Annotated in this window: 12 protein-coding genes; 6 read left to right on the forward strand and 6 right to left on the reverse strand. The window is 34.6% G+C overall.

Annotation, left to right across the window (positions count from 1 at the left end):
* The first annotated feature begins 18 nt into the window (after positions 1 to 18).
* Positions 19 to 891, forward strand: coding sequence for an HDOD domain-containing protein (locus NTX22_16730; protein MCX6152173.1), 873 nt, complete (start codon positions 19 to 21; stop codon positions 889 to 891).
* Between the two features lie 78 nt (positions 892 to 969).
* Here NTX22_16730 and NTX22_16735 read toward each other — a convergent pair whose 3' ends face one another.
* The 6 genes from NTX22_16735 to NTX22_16760 form a co-directional block, all read right to left on the reverse strand.
* Positions 970 to 2,238, reverse strand: a complete 1,269-nt coding sequence (locus NTX22_16735) for a hypothetical protein (GenBank protein MCX6152174.1) — start codon at positions 2,236 to 2,238, stop codon at positions 970 to 972.
* A gap of 192 nt (positions 2,239 to 2,430) precedes the next feature.
* Positions 2,431 to 3,054 carry an outer membrane beta-barrel protein gene (locus tag NTX22_16740; protein ID MCX6152175.1) on the reverse strand — a complete coding sequence of 208 codons (624 nt, stop codon included), beginning with the start codon at positions 3,052 to 3,054 and terminating at the stop codon, positions 2,431 to 2,433.
* Positions 3,055 to 3,307: 253 nt separating this feature from the next.
* Positions 3,308 to 4,954 carry a T9SS type A sorting domain-containing protein gene (locus tag NTX22_16745; protein ID MCX6152176.1) on the reverse strand — a complete coding sequence of 549 codons (1,647 nt, stop codon included), beginning with the start codon at positions 4,952 to 4,954 and terminating at the stop codon, positions 3,308 to 3,310.
* 32 nt (positions 4,955 to 4,986) lie between these two features.
* Positions 4,987 to 5,865 (reverse strand): DUF5777 family beta-barrel protein, encoded by an 879-nt coding sequence (locus NTX22_16750; protein MCX6152177.1) that lies wholly within the window; start codon positions 5,863 to 5,865, stop codon positions 4,987 to 4,989.
* Positions 5,866 to 5,882: 17 nt separating this feature from the next.
* Complete coding sequence (locus tag NTX22_16755) at positions 5,883 to 6,452, reverse strand: YceI family protein (protein MCX6152178.1); 570 nt, start codon at positions 6,450 to 6,452, stop codon at positions 5,883 to 5,885.
* Between the two features lie 10 nt (positions 6,453 to 6,462).
* The gene (locus tag NTX22_16760) at positions 6,463 to 6,903 is read right to left on the reverse strand and encodes a hypothetical protein (protein MCX6152179.1); all 441 of its coding nucleotides are present in this window, start codon (positions 6,901 to 6,903) and stop codon (positions 6,463 to 6,465) included.
* A gap of 557 nt (positions 6,904 to 7,460) precedes the next feature.
* On the opposite strand from NTX22_16760, the gene NTX22_16765 reads away from it, so the two are divergent.
* The 5 genes from NTX22_16765 (at position 7,461) to NTX22_16785 (ending at position 16,232) form a co-directional block, all read left to right on the forward strand.
* Positions 7,461 to 8,378: a hypothetical protein gene (locus tag NTX22_16765; GenBank protein MCX6152180.1), complete on the forward strand. Its 918-nt coding sequence runs from the start codon at positions 7,461 to 7,463 to the stop codon at positions 8,376 to 8,378.
* A 139-nt stretch (positions 8,379 to 8,517) separates the two neighbouring features.
* On the forward strand, positions 8,518 to 11,649 hold the full coding sequence (locus NTX22_16770) for a carboxypeptidase-like regulatory domain-containing protein (protein MCX6152181.1): 3,132 nt from the start codon (positions 8,518 to 8,520) through the stop codon (positions 11,647 to 11,649).
* Between the two features lie 85 nt (positions 11,650 to 11,734).
* A complete protein-coding gene (locus NTX22_16775; GenBank protein MCX6152182.1) occupies positions 11,735 to 13,843 on the forward strand; it encodes a hypothetical protein in 2,109 nt (702 codons plus the stop codon).
* Between the two features lie 34 nt (positions 13,844 to 13,877).
* Positions 13,878 to 14,894 carry a PorV/PorQ family protein gene (locus NTX22_16780; GenBank protein MCX6152183.1) on the forward strand — a complete coding sequence of 339 codons (1,017 nt, stop codon included), beginning with the start codon at positions 13,878 to 13,880 and terminating at the stop codon, positions 14,892 to 14,894.
* A 60-nt stretch (positions 14,895 to 14,954) separates the two neighbouring features.
* Positions 14,955 to 16,232, forward strand: coding sequence for an IPT/TIG domain-containing protein (locus NTX22_16785; protein MCX6152184.1), 1,278 nt, complete (start codon positions 14,955 to 14,957; stop codon positions 16,230 to 16,232).
* Positions 16,233 to 16,722: the final 490 nt, after the last annotated feature.

The following is a 16,722-nucleotide window of genomic DNA, read 5'->3' on the forward strand; positions in this document are numbered from 1 at the left end:
AATTAAAAGAAAGGAAATATGAATCCTGATTTACTTGAACAAAAACAAAAAACAGAAGCGACACTTAAATCGATTAAAAATCTACCGCTAATTCCAAAGGTTGTTTTTAATGTTACTAAGCTATTAAATGATCAAGCAGTTTCCACAACAGCTCTCACAAATGAAATTGGAAAAGACCAGGGATTAACTGCAAAAGTGTTATCAATTTCAAATTCCCCTTTGTATGGATTGCAACGGAAAGTTACTTCGCTTGAATTTGCAATTATAGTTTTGGGCTCCAAAGAAATATCAGATATAGTTACTGCAATTTCTCTTGCCGATGTAATGAAATTTACCAATGACAAATATTTTAATCAGGATGAATTTTTAGCACATTCTCTTTTAGTAGGAACTGCGTCTAAAAATATTTGCCAAACACTTGGCTACTTTGATATTGGCAGCGATGCTTTTGTGGCTGGTGTATTGCATGATATTGGGATACAAATCTTATATAAATTTTTTAATACGCAGTTTAAGCTTGTAGTTAATTTAGTAAAAGAAAAAAAAATAAAATTCGCTTTAGCAGAAAAAGAAATTTTTGGGTTAACTCATCAAGAGGTTGGAAAATTTTTAGGAGATAAATGGAATCTTCCCGGAAGTTTAGTTGATGTTCTAAATTATCATCATAATCCGGGTATTTCAAATAACAACAAAGCAATTCCAGCGATTGTACATCTTGCAGATTTCATGACTCAGAAATTTCAAATTGGTGGATTTTACTGGGACGAAGGAATAGAGTTGGATGAAAGTGTAATCGAAATTTTAAAATTTGAAAAGATGGATGGATTAGAAAGTTTTATTAAAAACTATCAGGATTTGTATTATCAATCAGCAGCAGCAAGCAGATATTAATTATCAATTAAAAAAAACATTCCGATCAACTTGATGATCGGAATGCTTGGTAATAAATAATTGATTTAATTATATAATTTAAAAGGCGTAGCTAACAGAAATATAACCGAATGTTGCTCCACCACCACCAATGTTGTTCAAACCTTGTCTAATAACATCTTCGTTAACAGTTGCATCCAAAGAAAAAGCATCAAACTTAAAGCCCAAACCAAGCGTAGCTCCGCTGATTCCTGACAAGGAAGTAATAGTCTCGTTAAATTTCTTTGAATCTGCTGCGGATTGAGATGTTGTTTTTCCTGATACAGCAAGGTAACCTAATCTTCCAGTTAACCAACTCGCAATTTTAAATTCAGCGCCAAGATTCCAAACAGGGAATAGGAATATAGAATTTGATAATTCTGGTGAAACATTGTTTACTTCGGGTGTGGTTACAGATTGCATTACCATTGCAATACCACCAGCTAAAAGTAAGTCGTCTGTTTTATAATTAATTCCAACACCACCAAGTATTTGAGATGTTGATTGGAGATCTGTAGATTTTGAACTGATTGTTCCAGTTATCGGATCAGCTACTGGAATATCCATAGAACCGCTTGTTAAATTTACTGCTACGATAGGAACCAAGGATACTTTTTCACTTAACCCTAAGAAAACCCTGCCGGTAACAGCAATAATTGTCTGCGAAAATTTAGTTTCTGTTCCTTTATCAGGTTTTACAGATGTACTTGGAAGAAGCAAAGAAGCACCAACATCAATTTTAAAATTTTGTCTGTTCATTAAAAAACCGAAGTTAAAACCAATTTGACTTGCAGAAGCTACTCCGCCGCCGCCTGCTGCTGGTTTACTTTCATTTGTTGATGAAGCATAAGAAACCCCAAAACCAAGTGAATTGCCACCACCAAAATTAAATGATCCTAATACTTCTAAATTATTGTTGATTGGAACAACTGTACCTGCACCTACAACGCTGTTTGTTTGACCAACAAGCGAGCTGCAGGCAGATAAGGATCCGATAGAAGCAAGTCCATTAAAGTCGCCTCGAGTTAATAATGCTCCAAGAACAAGCCTATCATTCAGCTTGAAATTGAAACCCGCAAATTGTCCAACACCACCTTTACCAAAATTAGTTCCAGTTGATGAGCCTAAATCGCCCCAGACAAAATCGCTATAAACAGTTGTCCAGGCTGGATTAGAAGTCATCTGGTAAGGATCTATCAAATATGGGTTGCTTCCCATACTTAGCAACCGCGCATATCCACCGGTTCTTTCAATCCCTTTTTGCTGTGCTAAGGATAGAGTAGAAATTGTTAGAATAACAAGAAATAAAGTAAAAATTTTTTTTAGCATATGTCCTCCTGCTGTAAAAAGTTTATAAAAACGGAGGTATAATAGAATAAAAGATACTTAAAAGCAAGTATAAACTAAACTTTAAGGGTTTTGAAATGAAAGAATTGCAAATTTGCCGGAAGTAAATGATTTTTATAAAACCTCAAGCATAATAATTTTTAAAAATTAAATTACCGCACCATGCAGATTCTTTTATCTAAAAGCGAAATCTATTCCGATTCTCATTATCACACCAGAAGAATTCAATGATGTGAATTGATTGTATTTTTCTTCTTTTTCAAAGTAAGCTGCATTATGAATTATTTCTAACATCAAACTGGAATTAGGTCCGATTCTATAGAGAATACCACCACCAACCTGCCATACGAATCCATTGTATGTTAATGAAATGGTTTCTGACTCATTTGAAAAGCTATTATAGGATTCATACGATATACGAGTTAATCCATAACCAATTCCCCCGACTACAAAAGGACTAACCGGTGCTCTATCCATAGGAAATTCTACTCTTAATTTAGCAGTAATTGGTAAATGCCAGCCGACCCATTCGTTCAACTTTTGACCGGTTCGGATTTTAACGCCAAGCTTTTCCTCATTATTCAGGTAGGAATCATTCCTGATGCTTCTGTAGTATAAATCGCCACTGATTAAAAAAGTAATATTTTCATTTAGAATTGTTCCGTAGTCAATGCCATAAATAGCTCCGTTTTTCAAATCGTATGGTGTATAAACACCGGCTTTAAAAGAAAAACTTTTCCATTGTGCAATAGAAAGTATTGGTAGTAAAAGTAAAAAAGTTAAAATTTTATTTTTCATTTTAATATTCCTTGTTCTATAATAAGTAGAATAGATTAGCCAAGGATTGTGCCATCGACTTAATTGCAATAAAAGAAATCATTTTAATTTCACTTGCCATATCTGTATAGTTTTGTAAACTCAAGTGGAGTTTTTAGACAACTATAAAATAGAGAGGCAGTTATCACTGCCTCCCTGAAAGAATAAATTAAAATTAGCTGGAAGGAAACTTGTTTGGGTTAAATGGAATTATTTACTATTACGGCATTTGTCGTTATTTAAGCAGAACCATCTTTTTTGCATCTGTAAATTTCTCTGTCTGCAATTTATAAATATAAATTCCACTTTCAGCATTTGCCGCATTCCATTCAACATTAAAATTGCCTGCAGGTAGGTTACCATTTACGAGTGTAGCAATTTCTTTTCCTAAAATATTATAAATCTTAATCGAAACAACACCTGCTTTTTTTATACTGAAATTGATCTGTGTAGTGGGGTTAAAGGGATTTGGGAAATTTTGTTTGAGAGTATAAGTATCTGGATTTAAAGAATTTTCTTTTTCTACTTCTGATGTATTTGGCCATTGAATATCGAAGAAGTTAGTGTTATGGGTAAAGTTCTCCACATAATTCCCCAGATTTCCAGAATTAATTGATAATCTCCAAGCATAATCAGTTGGTGGAGAGTCAAATAAACCATTGTTATTATTATCGGCAAAGAAATCAATTAAATAATCATGGTTTACCTCTAAACCAGGTAAACTGATTGCAAAATCTGAAGTTGGAACAGGAAACAATGCAAGTTTACTTATTTCTGATTGACTACCTGCATCTAATAATCGTATTCCCATCATCTCGCCTATATGAGGAACCATTTCGGAAAGATTAAGTGTAAATAGATATTTCCAATTGATGTTTGTAAAATTTGTATTATGTGCAAAGTTAACGGTTGCATCATTAAAGCTGTTGTTGAACTTTATCTCCCAAGCGTGGTCTGTGGGTAGTGCGTCGTACAAACCATTATTATTAAAGTCTACATAGAATTCAACTTTGTAATTAGCGCGGTCTGACCAGAGTACAGGAAGATTAATATTAAAGTCAGCGCTTGGTATAGATTCAATTCTCGTTCTACCAAATTCAATTTGTGTTGAATCATCAATAACACGTAATTCCAAAAGTTGACCAATATGAGGTGTCATTCCTGTGAATTGCATTGTAAGCAAATACTTCCATTTGATATCTGTAAAATTTGTATTATGAGCAAAGTTTATAACATCATTACCAACTGCATTGTTCAACTCAAGTCTCCAGGCATGATCTAATGGGGGAGCATCATATTTGCCATTATTATTGTGGTCCACATAAAAATCGATCCAGTAGCTATGACCAATTTGAATATTATTTATTGGAATATTAAAATCTGCAACTGAAATTGGATTTACAACCGAACGACTAACCTCCATAAAATCAGATTTATCAACAACACGTAGTTCTAATTTTTCTCCAATATGCGGAGTCATTTCTGTAAACTGAACTGTAAGAGTTGTGGTTTGCATGCTTGCAGGATCACCGGGTAAGGATATTAATGAAGAATTGCCCGGGTTCGATTGTCCGGTTGCCCATTTTCCGGAAGGATCCTGTAATTCGTCGCCGTTAGATATCCCATCACCATCGGCATCGTAACTTGCAAGTATTGGTCCCCACATTACTTGCCCGGTTGCACCCGGTATGGATAGGAATTTTGTTTCAACCATTTTTCCAAAAGAATTTCTTGGTCCACCTCCGTTTGGATCTACATGACAGTTTGCACAGGCATTAACGTTTCCATTTGGTATCTGGTCCACCCTAAACGGTCGCGCTAAAACTGGATTTATTAAAAGTAATGATACAACAATTATAATTAGATGCTCAGAAATATTCATTTATTTTCTTCCTATTTATGTTTTATTAAGTATTAAAATTTTAACAACCTTGTTATATTAAATCCAATATGCCAGTCCCCGGAGTTAAAGGAATTATCAGTTCCTGCTAAATATTGAGAAGGATTTAATTGAGAACTATTAGTTAATATAATTTTAAAGAAATGTCCGCCGGTATTTAATTCAAACCCAAAAGCAACCGGATTATTTTGTTGCCTGAATCCGGTAACAGTTGGATTCCATTCGAATAACAATCCGATGGAATTGGAAACATAATAAGTAATGTAAGTTCCAAATGTAAATGAATATTGTTTTGCATTAGTATAGATATAACTGTTATATAAATAAGATGGGACTAAACCTACGCCTAATTTTTTTGCAAAGAGAGTATTAAAAATCAACTGACCATAATATTGAAAGTTTTTAGAATCACCATCTGAGCGCCCTGGTACCGGGTTTTGCAGATTTGAATTCCAGGCTCCTCCAACCCTGCCTCCAATAATTGTTGGCAAGATATCATTTGGAATTTGTACAAAAATCTGCTTAACCCATAAATCAACATTGTTGTTTAAATTACTTCTTCCAAAGCAAATGAACATACTGTTAGTTGGTGCATAACCGAAAGCAATTCGCATATTTACAGGTCCATCAAATCCATAGAATTTTTTATATCCACTTTTAATAGTTGGAATAAATCTGTGCGATATTTCAAATTCAAAATCCCCTTTTTGCAATGTTTCAATTGTTGGAAGATTAATTGATTGAGTTGATCTGAACAAATGCAAATCAAGTTCTTCCTTTGGTTCACTCTTTTGCCAAGATGGGTGATCATCCTGTCCAAAACTAATTATTGGCAGGAGAAATAAAATTGTAAAAATATTTTTTAATAAAGAGAGAAAATTTTTCTGTTTCATTAATGTCTTTCCTTAATTTATTTTTTTACTTCCTTTATATAGAAATCCAGAACTAATTTCATTGTGTTACTTATTTTCATGAACATTAACTTGGGTACTTCAATATTGTAATCAGTAAGTTGAACTTCAAAGTAAGCTTTGACTCTGTACCCTCCATCCACAGGAAACATATTGGCATTAACCTTTAATGGTTTTGTAACGCCATGAATAAACATTGCACCATCAAGTGTAACTTTAATTTCATTCTCAGAAATCTTATCAACATAGACGATTGACCCTTTGAAACTAGTCATCGGAAAACGATCAGTTTGAAGATAATTTTCGCGCATATGCCTGTTACGCAGCCCTATTCCAGTATCGATAGTTCTTAAATCAACTTCAAAGTATAATTCGTTTTTGTTAAGAATATCTGATCCCTGGTAGAATAAATAGCCATCAATATTATTAGTTACACCTTCAAAGTCTTCAATGGAAGCGTTTGAAATAAACTTAACTAAATTTTTTTTCGATTTATCAACCTGATACTCGGTAGAAAAAATCGATGATGAAACTGCAAACAGTAAAATAGTGGTTAAGAGAGTTTTCATAATTTTTCCTTTATTCATTAAGAGCACCTTTATTTATCCATACCCCAAGTGAATCAATTAAATACTGATTTATTTTTCCTGCTGCCGGCATTTGAAATGAATAGTTGTAGCTAAGCGCTCTATAAACAAGGCTTCCGTCTTTGTTGCCGGGTACTACTCTTTTAAATGAAGGGTAGAGAACACTCAATTTGTTTACTAGGTTTGAATACGCCTTACCTTCAGACAGATCTAAATTTCCCTGGGGATTTAATCCTGCATGGCAGCCTGCATAAGCACACAAAGGAGTGAAAATATTTTTTTGTAATTCGCTGAACTTACTTAGCTGAACGGTTTGTGGGATAACTGGTTTCATATCATTTTCAGATACAATTTTATCTGCGCAGCCTGAAAAAAACAAAGTAATAAGGCTGGTAAAAAACAAGGAGCTGAAGATATTTTTTTTCAGTAGCATAATTCTCCATTCTAAGTGATTAAATATTTCCTTTAGGAAAAATGTATTTGTATTATAAAACAAAATGCAAGTGATATTTCTATAACAATAATAATTCCCAAAAAGTTTGATAAAAATATAAGTTGTGATAAATATTGATTAAGCTAACATTAGCAGCTGAAGTAAATTTATACTTTAGCCACAAAAATAATTCTGAAGTTGAATCAAATTTGTTAACACAAATCCGAGAAAAAATCTGAAATTAATTTTAAATAAAAAAAAGAAATGCTTTACAATGTAAACTTCATTTACTAATTTGCCGTACCGAAAATTATATTTCAATGTTAAATTGAGGATGAACGGAAATTAGAAACTGGTTAATTGCTTAATTAAGCATAAGAACTCTTAATACTCCAAAATTAAAAACAGTTGAAAATTCAAATAATTTATGAATTAATTAAGCAAAGAAGATACTGAACGTTCACAATTTTTTTTCTAAAAAACTCTTGCGAATGATTTTCTTTAAATCTATTTTTAAGCCATCTAAATTCTATTATATCAAATAAGGAATTTACAAAATGATGAAAAAGCTACTACTGGGTCTTACTGTTCTACTGTTTGTTTTTGCTGGTTGCAAGAATAATGATTTGAGCACATCGAACGATACTGATTTTGATTCTGATATTGTTCTTAATCTTCAAAGCATCCCCACCTTAAATGACACACTTAAATACCAGGTATGGTTTTACTTTGATGATAATGGAGCGACCAAACCTGTAAAAATTGGTGTACTAAAACCTGATGCAAATGGAAATGTTACGGATGCAGCTTTCTCTGCACATTTATATGATGTAAAGAGAGCAAAGTATTTTGTTCTATCTGTTGAACGAAATGTAAATGATACCTTAATAACATCTCCAAGTGCCACACGTATTTTAGGTGGCACTATGCTTGGTAATGATGCTGAACTTGTTTTTACCAGCAACCTCTCAACTCTTCCTAATTTTAATAATATATTAGGTAAGTACACATTGTTTACTCCAACCGATGTAACTAAGAATAAATTAAACGGTGTTTGGTTTCTTGATTACAAAAGCGACAGCTTAAAAGAAGGTTTAAAACTTGCAAAGTTACCTGCTGGTTGGAAGTATGAAGGTTGGGTTGTTAAAGATTCCAAAGTATTATCAACTGGACCATTCATTGCATCTAATGCTAAAGATGATAGCAATAAGTATTGTGGTGCTGGAACAGTACCATCATTTCCCGGAGAAGATTTCTTAACCAACGCTCCTGCTGGATTTACTTTTCCATTAGATTTAAGCGGTGCATCAATTTATATTTCTGTTGAAAGCGGTATTAAACTATTTGCACCTGGCAGCATAAAGATTTTAAGTGCAGATGTTCCAACCTCTGCAACACCGCAAACTACTTATGATCTGAAGGTAACCAAGGTTAATCTTCCAGCGGGAAGTGTTAAAATAAAAGTAAAAATATAGTTTTTGTTTTTACGGTTTTAATTTGAAAATAATAAATTTTAGGTCGATGCAGAATTTTTTAGAAAAATCTAATTTAATTAAGCCCTGTTTCCAAAGATTCTGCCAGAAATAATCTTCTTATAAATAGGAGAATGAAAAGATGAGATTATTGTTACAAACCTTGTTGATCGCACTCATACTAATAACTGCTGATGTATTTGCACAATATGGAAAGATAGCCGGATATATAAAGGATGGTAAAACCGGTGAGGCTTTGGTTGGTGCAAACGTTATTGTGGAGGGCACACCATTAGGTGCTGCTACTAATCTTGATGGATATTATGCAATAGTGAATGCTACACCGGGTACTTACACAATAAAAGTTTCACTTATTGGATATAATTCATCATCAGTGGTTGGAACCAGAGTCAACATCGATCAAACAACAGAATTAAATGTTACGTTAAATGAATCTTCAATAACAACTGCAGAGGTTGTTATTGTAGCAACTCAACCTGTTGTTCAAAAAGACGTTTCTTACAGCAGAGTTAACTTAAATATTGAAGAGATCCAAAACCTGCCAGTAGTTAGTGCAGCAAGAATAATTGGTTTGCAGGCTGGTATTCAAGCTGGTGCTTCTGGTCCACTTATTCGTGGTGGCTCAGCAGATCAAAGTGCATTTATGTTGAATGGTTTAACTCTTAGAGATGAAAGAGATAACACACCATATACCGGTATTAGTTTTACTTCAATTGAAGATATTCAAATCCAGACTGGTGGTTTTAATGCTGAATATGGAAACATCAGGGCTGGTCTAATAACTGCAACAACTAAAGAAGGTAAAAAGGATAGATATTCGGTAAGCATTCTTGGAAGGTATAGCCCGATCGCACAGAAACATTTTGGACATTCGCCAAATGATATCGAATCCTACTGGGTTAAACCTTACGTGGATCCATCAGTATGTTGGACGGGGACTCAAAACGGTGCCTGGGATGAATTTAAACAAAAACAATTTCCACAATTTGAAGGCTGGATTTCTATTGCAGAAAAAACTTTAAAAAATAATGATCCTAATGATGATCTTACTCCTCAAGCTGCCCAGCGTGTTTATCTTTGGCAGTTTAGAAGATTGATTGATATCAGACAGCCAGATTATGATATTGATGCAACAGTTGCCGGACCTGTGCCTGGTGGAAAATATTTAGGCGATCTTAGATTTGCCGCCTCTTACCGTCAGTCTCAAAACATGTTACTAATACCATTAGCAACAGATTGGTACAGAGACTTTAACTTCCAGGGTAAAGTAACTTCTGATATTTATAAAGGGATGAAGTTATCATTCGACATTTTATTTGGCGAACAACGCGGAACCAATATTACTCGATCCGGTGGTCCTGGTATTTTCTCTTCAACCAGCGGTGTTGCTTCTGTGATGAATAACGAGCAATATACAAATTCCAGAATTTTTTCACCTTCATATTTTTCCCCTTCGGTAGTTAAGAGAGATATGCAAGGACTTAAATTTACACACGCACTTAGCTCTACAACATTCTATGAATTTTCTTTAAGCAGATTTGCATCTAACTACAGCACAGTTACTGATAGATGGCGCGATACTTCTATGATTTACAAGTTTGGAAATAATTATTACATAGATGAAGCTCCATTTGGAATGTTTGATGGATCTTACAAAGTTGCAACTGGTATAAATGGATTGAGAACTACAATCGGTTTTGGAGATTCCAGGGACACCAGTAAAACTGCAACTTATACTGCTAAATTCGATTTTGTTAGCCAATTAGATAAATATAATCAGATTAAAACTGGTTTTGAATTTGTATATAGTGATAACAATGTTAACTATTGGACTTATGATAAATTTTTGCCAACATCAATCTCTCAATCCACCTGGCATAAGTATCCTGTTAGAGGTGCTATTTATGCACAGGATAAATTGGAATTTGAAGGTATGATTGCCAACGTTGGTGTTCGCTTGGATTACGCAAATGCAGGTGGCGATTGGTATGATTATGATACTTTTACAAGCGCCTTTTCAGCAGAAAATTCAAGCAATATAAATGAATTATTAACTAAATCTCCCACAAAAAAAATACTTAATGTAAGTCCGCGTTTAGGTGTTGCATTCCCTATTTCAGAAAACAGTAAATTATTCTTTAACTACGGACATTTCCGTCAAATGCCGGATCCAAACAACTTGTACTTATTAAGAATTCCTGCATTCTTAAAAAATGTTACCCGTATTGCAGATCCTAATAATCCTTTACCAAGGACAATTCAATATGAGTTAGGTTTCGAACAAAACTTGATAGATCAATTCTTAATTCGTCTGGCTGGTTTTTATAAAGATAATTCACTTCAATCATATTTAGTTAGTTATGTTAGCAGAGATAGCAAGGTAAGTTACTCTGTTTCCAGACCAAACTCTTATTCAGATATTAGAGGCTTTGAAGCTACAGTAACAAAGAATAGAGGTAATTGGATCCAGGGTTTTGTCAATTATACTTATCAGGTTACTACTTCTGGTCATTTTGGTTTTGCAACTTATTATCAAAATCAAACCGCACAAAGAGCTAATGAAGCTTCATCGCTTGACAGTTATGTAAGTAAACCAAAACCATCTCCCTATGCAAGGTTTAATGTTGATCTCTTTACTCCACGCGAATTTGGACCAAAGTTCGCCGGTTTCTATCTTTTAGAGGATTGGAGATTGAATTTGCTTGGTGTTTGGAACTCTGGTGGTTACGATACTTGGGTTGGTGGAGGATCTCTTCCAGGAGTTGTTAATAACGTTCAATGGTTAGATTTTTACAACCTTGATTTAAGATTGAGCAAGACTTTTAATATTGGTCCCGCTAATATTCAATTCTTTGTTGATGTGAGCAACGTATTTAATTATAAAGATATGAATGATTACGCCTGGTTTAATGGTAATGATAGACAAACATATTTCAACTCATTACATCTTTCTAAAGATGCATTTGTTGATTTTCCTAAAAATGCTGATGGTACGGCAAAGGTTCCCTGGACAAATTGGACCAGTAAATTAGAAGACGGAACTCCTACTGCGGGATATGAATATGGTGACGACAGACCAGGCGATTATCGGAAAGGACCTTACATTCCATGGGATCCGAATGCATCTGGACCACAAAAGGAAGAATGGAAGAAAAATAAATCTTATATCGATATGCCTAATCAGGAATATCTTACGTTCTTAAATCCCAGAGACATTTTCTGGGGAATAAAAGTGAACTTCGAAATATTTTAGTAACCTCCCCTTCAAACCCTCTTATCATAAAGAGAGGGTTGGGGCGGTAAGTAAATATAAAGTTTGAAAAATTGTAGAGGAAAAAATGAAAATAAGTTTTACTAAAAGAATTATCCCGATGTTAAGTTTGTTGCTATTAGCTGTATTCTTAATGCCGGTTAGTTCCAAAGCTCAAACCGTGGAAACCAAATGGTTAACGGCTGGCTCGCTTCATAACTGGTATTCATCTATTGGATGTGAAATTGAAGAAGGGCTGCGATTGGAACAACAATATGGAATGCGCTGGCCTGCAGTTTATGAACACACAGATAACCAGGCTGCAAAAGCATTATGGATAGCAACTACAAATTTTACAGATGAAACCGGGGATGTTTATCCCTTCAAAGTAGTTCACGTTGGTCCTCGTGTTAAAGGTTTTGTAGAATTTACTCCAATAAAATTTGAGTTAGTAAGTAAATTTGAAGCACCACAAGCTTATACAGATGGGCTATTGAGTGAAATTGAACCATCGGATGTAAACCGTGTCGATCCAACGCTTCCGTGCGATAGAATGCTGATTAATGTTACTAATACAAAAACCGGCATTACAATGACACGAAAGATTATGCAATGGAGTCAGGAGTTTAATGATAACTACCATATTTTTGAATATACATTAAAAAATACCGGCAATATAAATGCGGATGATGTTATTGAATTACCGGGTAAAACTTTAACTGGTGTTTATCTTTATCTTCAATGGAGAATTGCTCCTTGTGCAAACTCCAGATACGAAATTGGAAACGGCACTGGCTGGGGAATGAACACGATGATGGATGCCAGGGGCGATGGTGTTAAGGTTGATCCGGATAATCCGGATGGATTAAGAGCTCAATTTGCATGGCATGGTCCTTTCCCTGCATTTACAACGTATGATAATTTAGGTGGACCGCTCTGGACAAAAGCTGTTGATGTTTCTGCAGCAGATACAATTGGAAGACTAGCAGCTCCTCAGTTTGTTGGTGTTGTTACTATTCATGCTGATAAATCAGTTACAGATAGATCAGATGATCCTAATCAGCCATCAACAACTTCCTACGAAGGTTCAGATGAACCAAATACATCGGGCAATAATGAATATGATAAAAAGAAAAATGAAAGTGAATATGGTTGGATATCCAAAGGACACAAATCACCTCGTCATGCAGATAAAGCTGATGCTGATGGTGATTTTTCAACAGGAGCTGGAGTAGATCCTGCACTTGGAACACCTGGTGGTTTCTCCTATGCTAATGGCTACGGTCCATATACTTTAGCACCTGGTGATAGCGTTGTAATTGTAGTTGCAGAAGCTGTAAATGGATTAAGCTGGAACAAATGTGTTGAATATGGAAGAGAGTATAAAAAAGAATTTACTGCTGCAGGTAGCAACCAGGGATTAAAAGATGCGGCTAACTTGAAAAAAAATAAAAGAGTTCTTTGGGGAAAAGATTCTTTATTTCTTACTTTTCGCCGTGCAATTGCAAACTACAAATCCGGCTACAATATTCCGGCTTCTCCATTACCTCCTAAAATATTTAATGTAAGCTCAGGTGGAGATAGAATTATTCTTAATTGGGAAGTTTTTGAAAGTGATCCGAACCTGCGTGGTTTTGAGGTTTGGAGAGCAGCCGGTAGATACGATAGCATTTATACAAAAATATTTGAAACATCAGATGTAAGTGTTAGAAGCTACAACGATTTAACTCCGGTTCGCGGTTTTTCTTATTATTATTATTTAGTTTCAGTCGGAGATGTAATTCCAGCGGATCCTAACTTAGGAATATGGGCTAAGAAGTTGACAAGCAGCCGATATTATTCTCAAACATACGATCCCGCTAACCTAAAAAGACAAGCTGGTACAAGCTTAAGCCAGATTAGAGTTGTTCCTAATCCATTCCATTTATCATCAAGTATTAACGACAGACTTAGATTTAGTGATCTTGAAAGAGATAAATTGGCATTCTATAACATACCTGGTGTTTGCACAATAAAGATATACACAGAATTAGGAGAATTGATCGCCACCATCGAACATACTGATGGAAGCGGTGATGCTTACTGGTATTCTAATACGTCATCAAACCAAATTGTGGCTCCTGGTGTGTATATAGCCATAGTTGAAGATAAAACTACAGGCGAAAGAGAAATTATTAAATTCGTTATTGTTAGATAAAGAGAAATTTTCACTATTAAACGGGTGTGAAATAATGAGAAAATATATTATATCAATTGGCATTAGCTGTTTATTCTTTACAATTCTAACAACAGCTACATTCGGTCAGCAACAAAAATTAGCCCAGACCGGAATGAAATTTTTAAGCATTGGCAGCGATGCACGAGCAAGTGCAATGGGCGATGCAGTAACAGCGCTTGAAGGAACTTCCTCCTCTATGTTTTTTAATCCTGCAAGCATGGCGCGTTTAACAGATCTTGTAAGCGCATCTGTTGGCAATACAAAGTGGATAGCAGATATAAACCATTTATATGGAAGTATCGCTTTTAGTCCATCCCAAGGACAATATGGTGTGTTTGGATTTTTCTTCCAGACAGTCGATTATGGTGATATGGTTGGAACAATCATTGCTGATAATGAACAAGGTTTTATTGAAACTGGTTTATTCAGCCCATCTGCTTTTGCGTTTGGAGTTGGATATGCCAAAGCCTTATCAGATAAATTTGCTGTTGGTGGAAACGTTAAATATGTGTATCAGGATTTAGGAAGCGGACTTATTGGTTTAGCAGGTGATGGTTCTAAAACAGTAGTTAATGCTCGTGCTAATACCTTTGCTTTCGATATCGGAGTGTTATATCATACTGGTTATAAGAGCCTTAATTTTGCAATGTCTATTAGAAACTTTTCTAAAGAAACAAAATTTGAAAAAGAAAATTTTGAGTTGCCACTTACTTTTAAAGTAGGTATGTCTTTTAATGCGATGGACCTCATCGATGTGAATCCGGATATGCACTCCTTATCCTTAAACATAGATGCCGTTCATCCAAGGGATTTTGATCAACAGATTAACATTGGTGCTGAATATTTATTTATGAAAACCATTGCTTTAAGAGCCGGTTTTTCAACTCCAAATGATGTTCATGATTTTACAGCAGGATTTGGAGTACAGCAAAGAATTTCCGGTATTTGGTTAGCAGCAGATTATGGTTATACTCCGTTTACAGATGGTTTCAAAGACGTTCACAGAGTTACAGTGCAATTTGCATTTTAGTGTTTAATATAATAGTTGTAATTAATATATAAATTAGCAACAAATATTTTGGTAAAAAAAATGAAAATGAAATTTTACAATTCAAATTTGATGAAAGTATTGAAAAGCCTTGCAGCAATAGTTTTGCTTACAACCTTTATTATCGGTTGCAATGAAGAAACAACTGAAAGCCTTTATAAAACTCAACAACCACCGCTGGGCGCCCAGCCAAAAATTACAACGCTCAATCCTCCAAGCGAATGCCTTGCAGGTGTTGATTACGTTGAAATCACCGGGGAAAATTTTTCTACGGTGCTTGATGAAAATCTAGTTTACTTTGGATCTGCAAGGGCTAAAGTACTGGAAGCTTCTCCCACAAGATTATTAGTAATCGCACCTAACAATCCGAAGGACACCTTGTTTATTAAAGTTACAACACTGCATTCTGATTTTTTTAATGATAATCCCCCACAATATAAATTAAGAGTAGCCGCAGGTAATGTGTTTGTAAAGAAGAATAGAAAAATTTTCGCTCTTACATTTGATAAAGCAGGGAATGCTTACGCATCTAAAACAGAATTAGGTTTAGGTAAAGGCATTGTTAAAATTGAACCGAATGGTACTGAGACAGAGTTTGCGGATAAAGGAGCTGAAACATTCTTCACATCATTAAAAATAAAAGGAACTGATTCTTTAGTTGGAAGTTGGGGAAGAAAAAAAGCTTTGTTTCTGGTACTTAAAGGTATTAAACCAGCAGCCTGGATTACAACTGGGTTAGGTGAAATAATTGATTTTGATTTTGATAATAAAGGATACATTTGGGCTGGTGGAAGTAAAGCCAATAATAATTTATACAGAATAAAAACCAGTGATAAAACTGTTACACCATTTGGTTTTAGTGGCGAAGTTATTGCATTAAGAGTATTTCAAGGTGCCGTTTATGTGGCTAACAAGCGCGATGATGTTATTAAAATTTTTAAATATCCAATCACCAATAATGCATTAGGTGCAGAAGAACTTTATTACGATTTTACACAGTATTCTACAACAAATTCTATTACAGGAATGACTTTCGCGATAGATGGTACGATGTATCTTACTACTGATGATTTAACCAAACCTATTGTTATGGTAAGTTCAGATAAAATTGCTTCTGTATTTTTTGAAGTAATTGTTCCTGATGCTATTTTTGCCGGTCCTGTAATTGGTTTAGCATATGGAATTGCTGACGATCTGTATTTTATAAGAAATGAAATTACTGATCCCGCTACACCAACTACAATTCTTCAAGCGCAGGAAGTAGTTAGAGTAATTACCAAAAAACTTAGCGCTCCATATTATGGACGCGGCGATCTGTAATTACTGATATCTTTTATTAGTTTTTAAACCCCAAGGTAATGGCTTTGGGGTTTTTTATTTTTAAACAATCAGGAAATATTTTTGCATTTTGAAAACCTGTAAAAGGAATTATCCAAAACACAAACTTGATAGGCAAGAGCTTATGATAAGATCCCGAATACATTTTTAGATAGATTTAATCTTATTTACCTGCTCTGCAAATATTTTATAACTGGCGATAAAGATTGGAAAAACGAAAGCATGCAATTGATGCTGTTTCTTTATTGATATCATTCTAATCATTCAATTCCCCGAGCGATTACTTTATTAGTGGAATATTACATTGCTGATAGATATCTGCTATTCTTAATGATGCTAAATCATATTAAGCTTATTAAAGTTAATGTTTTAAAACAGAACAGACATTCATCAATGAAAGTATTATTTATTTCGGCGGTAATTAACTAAGAAAGAACTAAAATAAAAAAGGCACCCATATCGGATGCCTTTA

Source organism: Ignavibacteriales bacterium (assembly GCA_026390815.1).
Lineage (GTDB): Bacteria > Bacteroidota > Ignavibacteria > Ignavibacteriales > SURF-24 > JAPLFH01.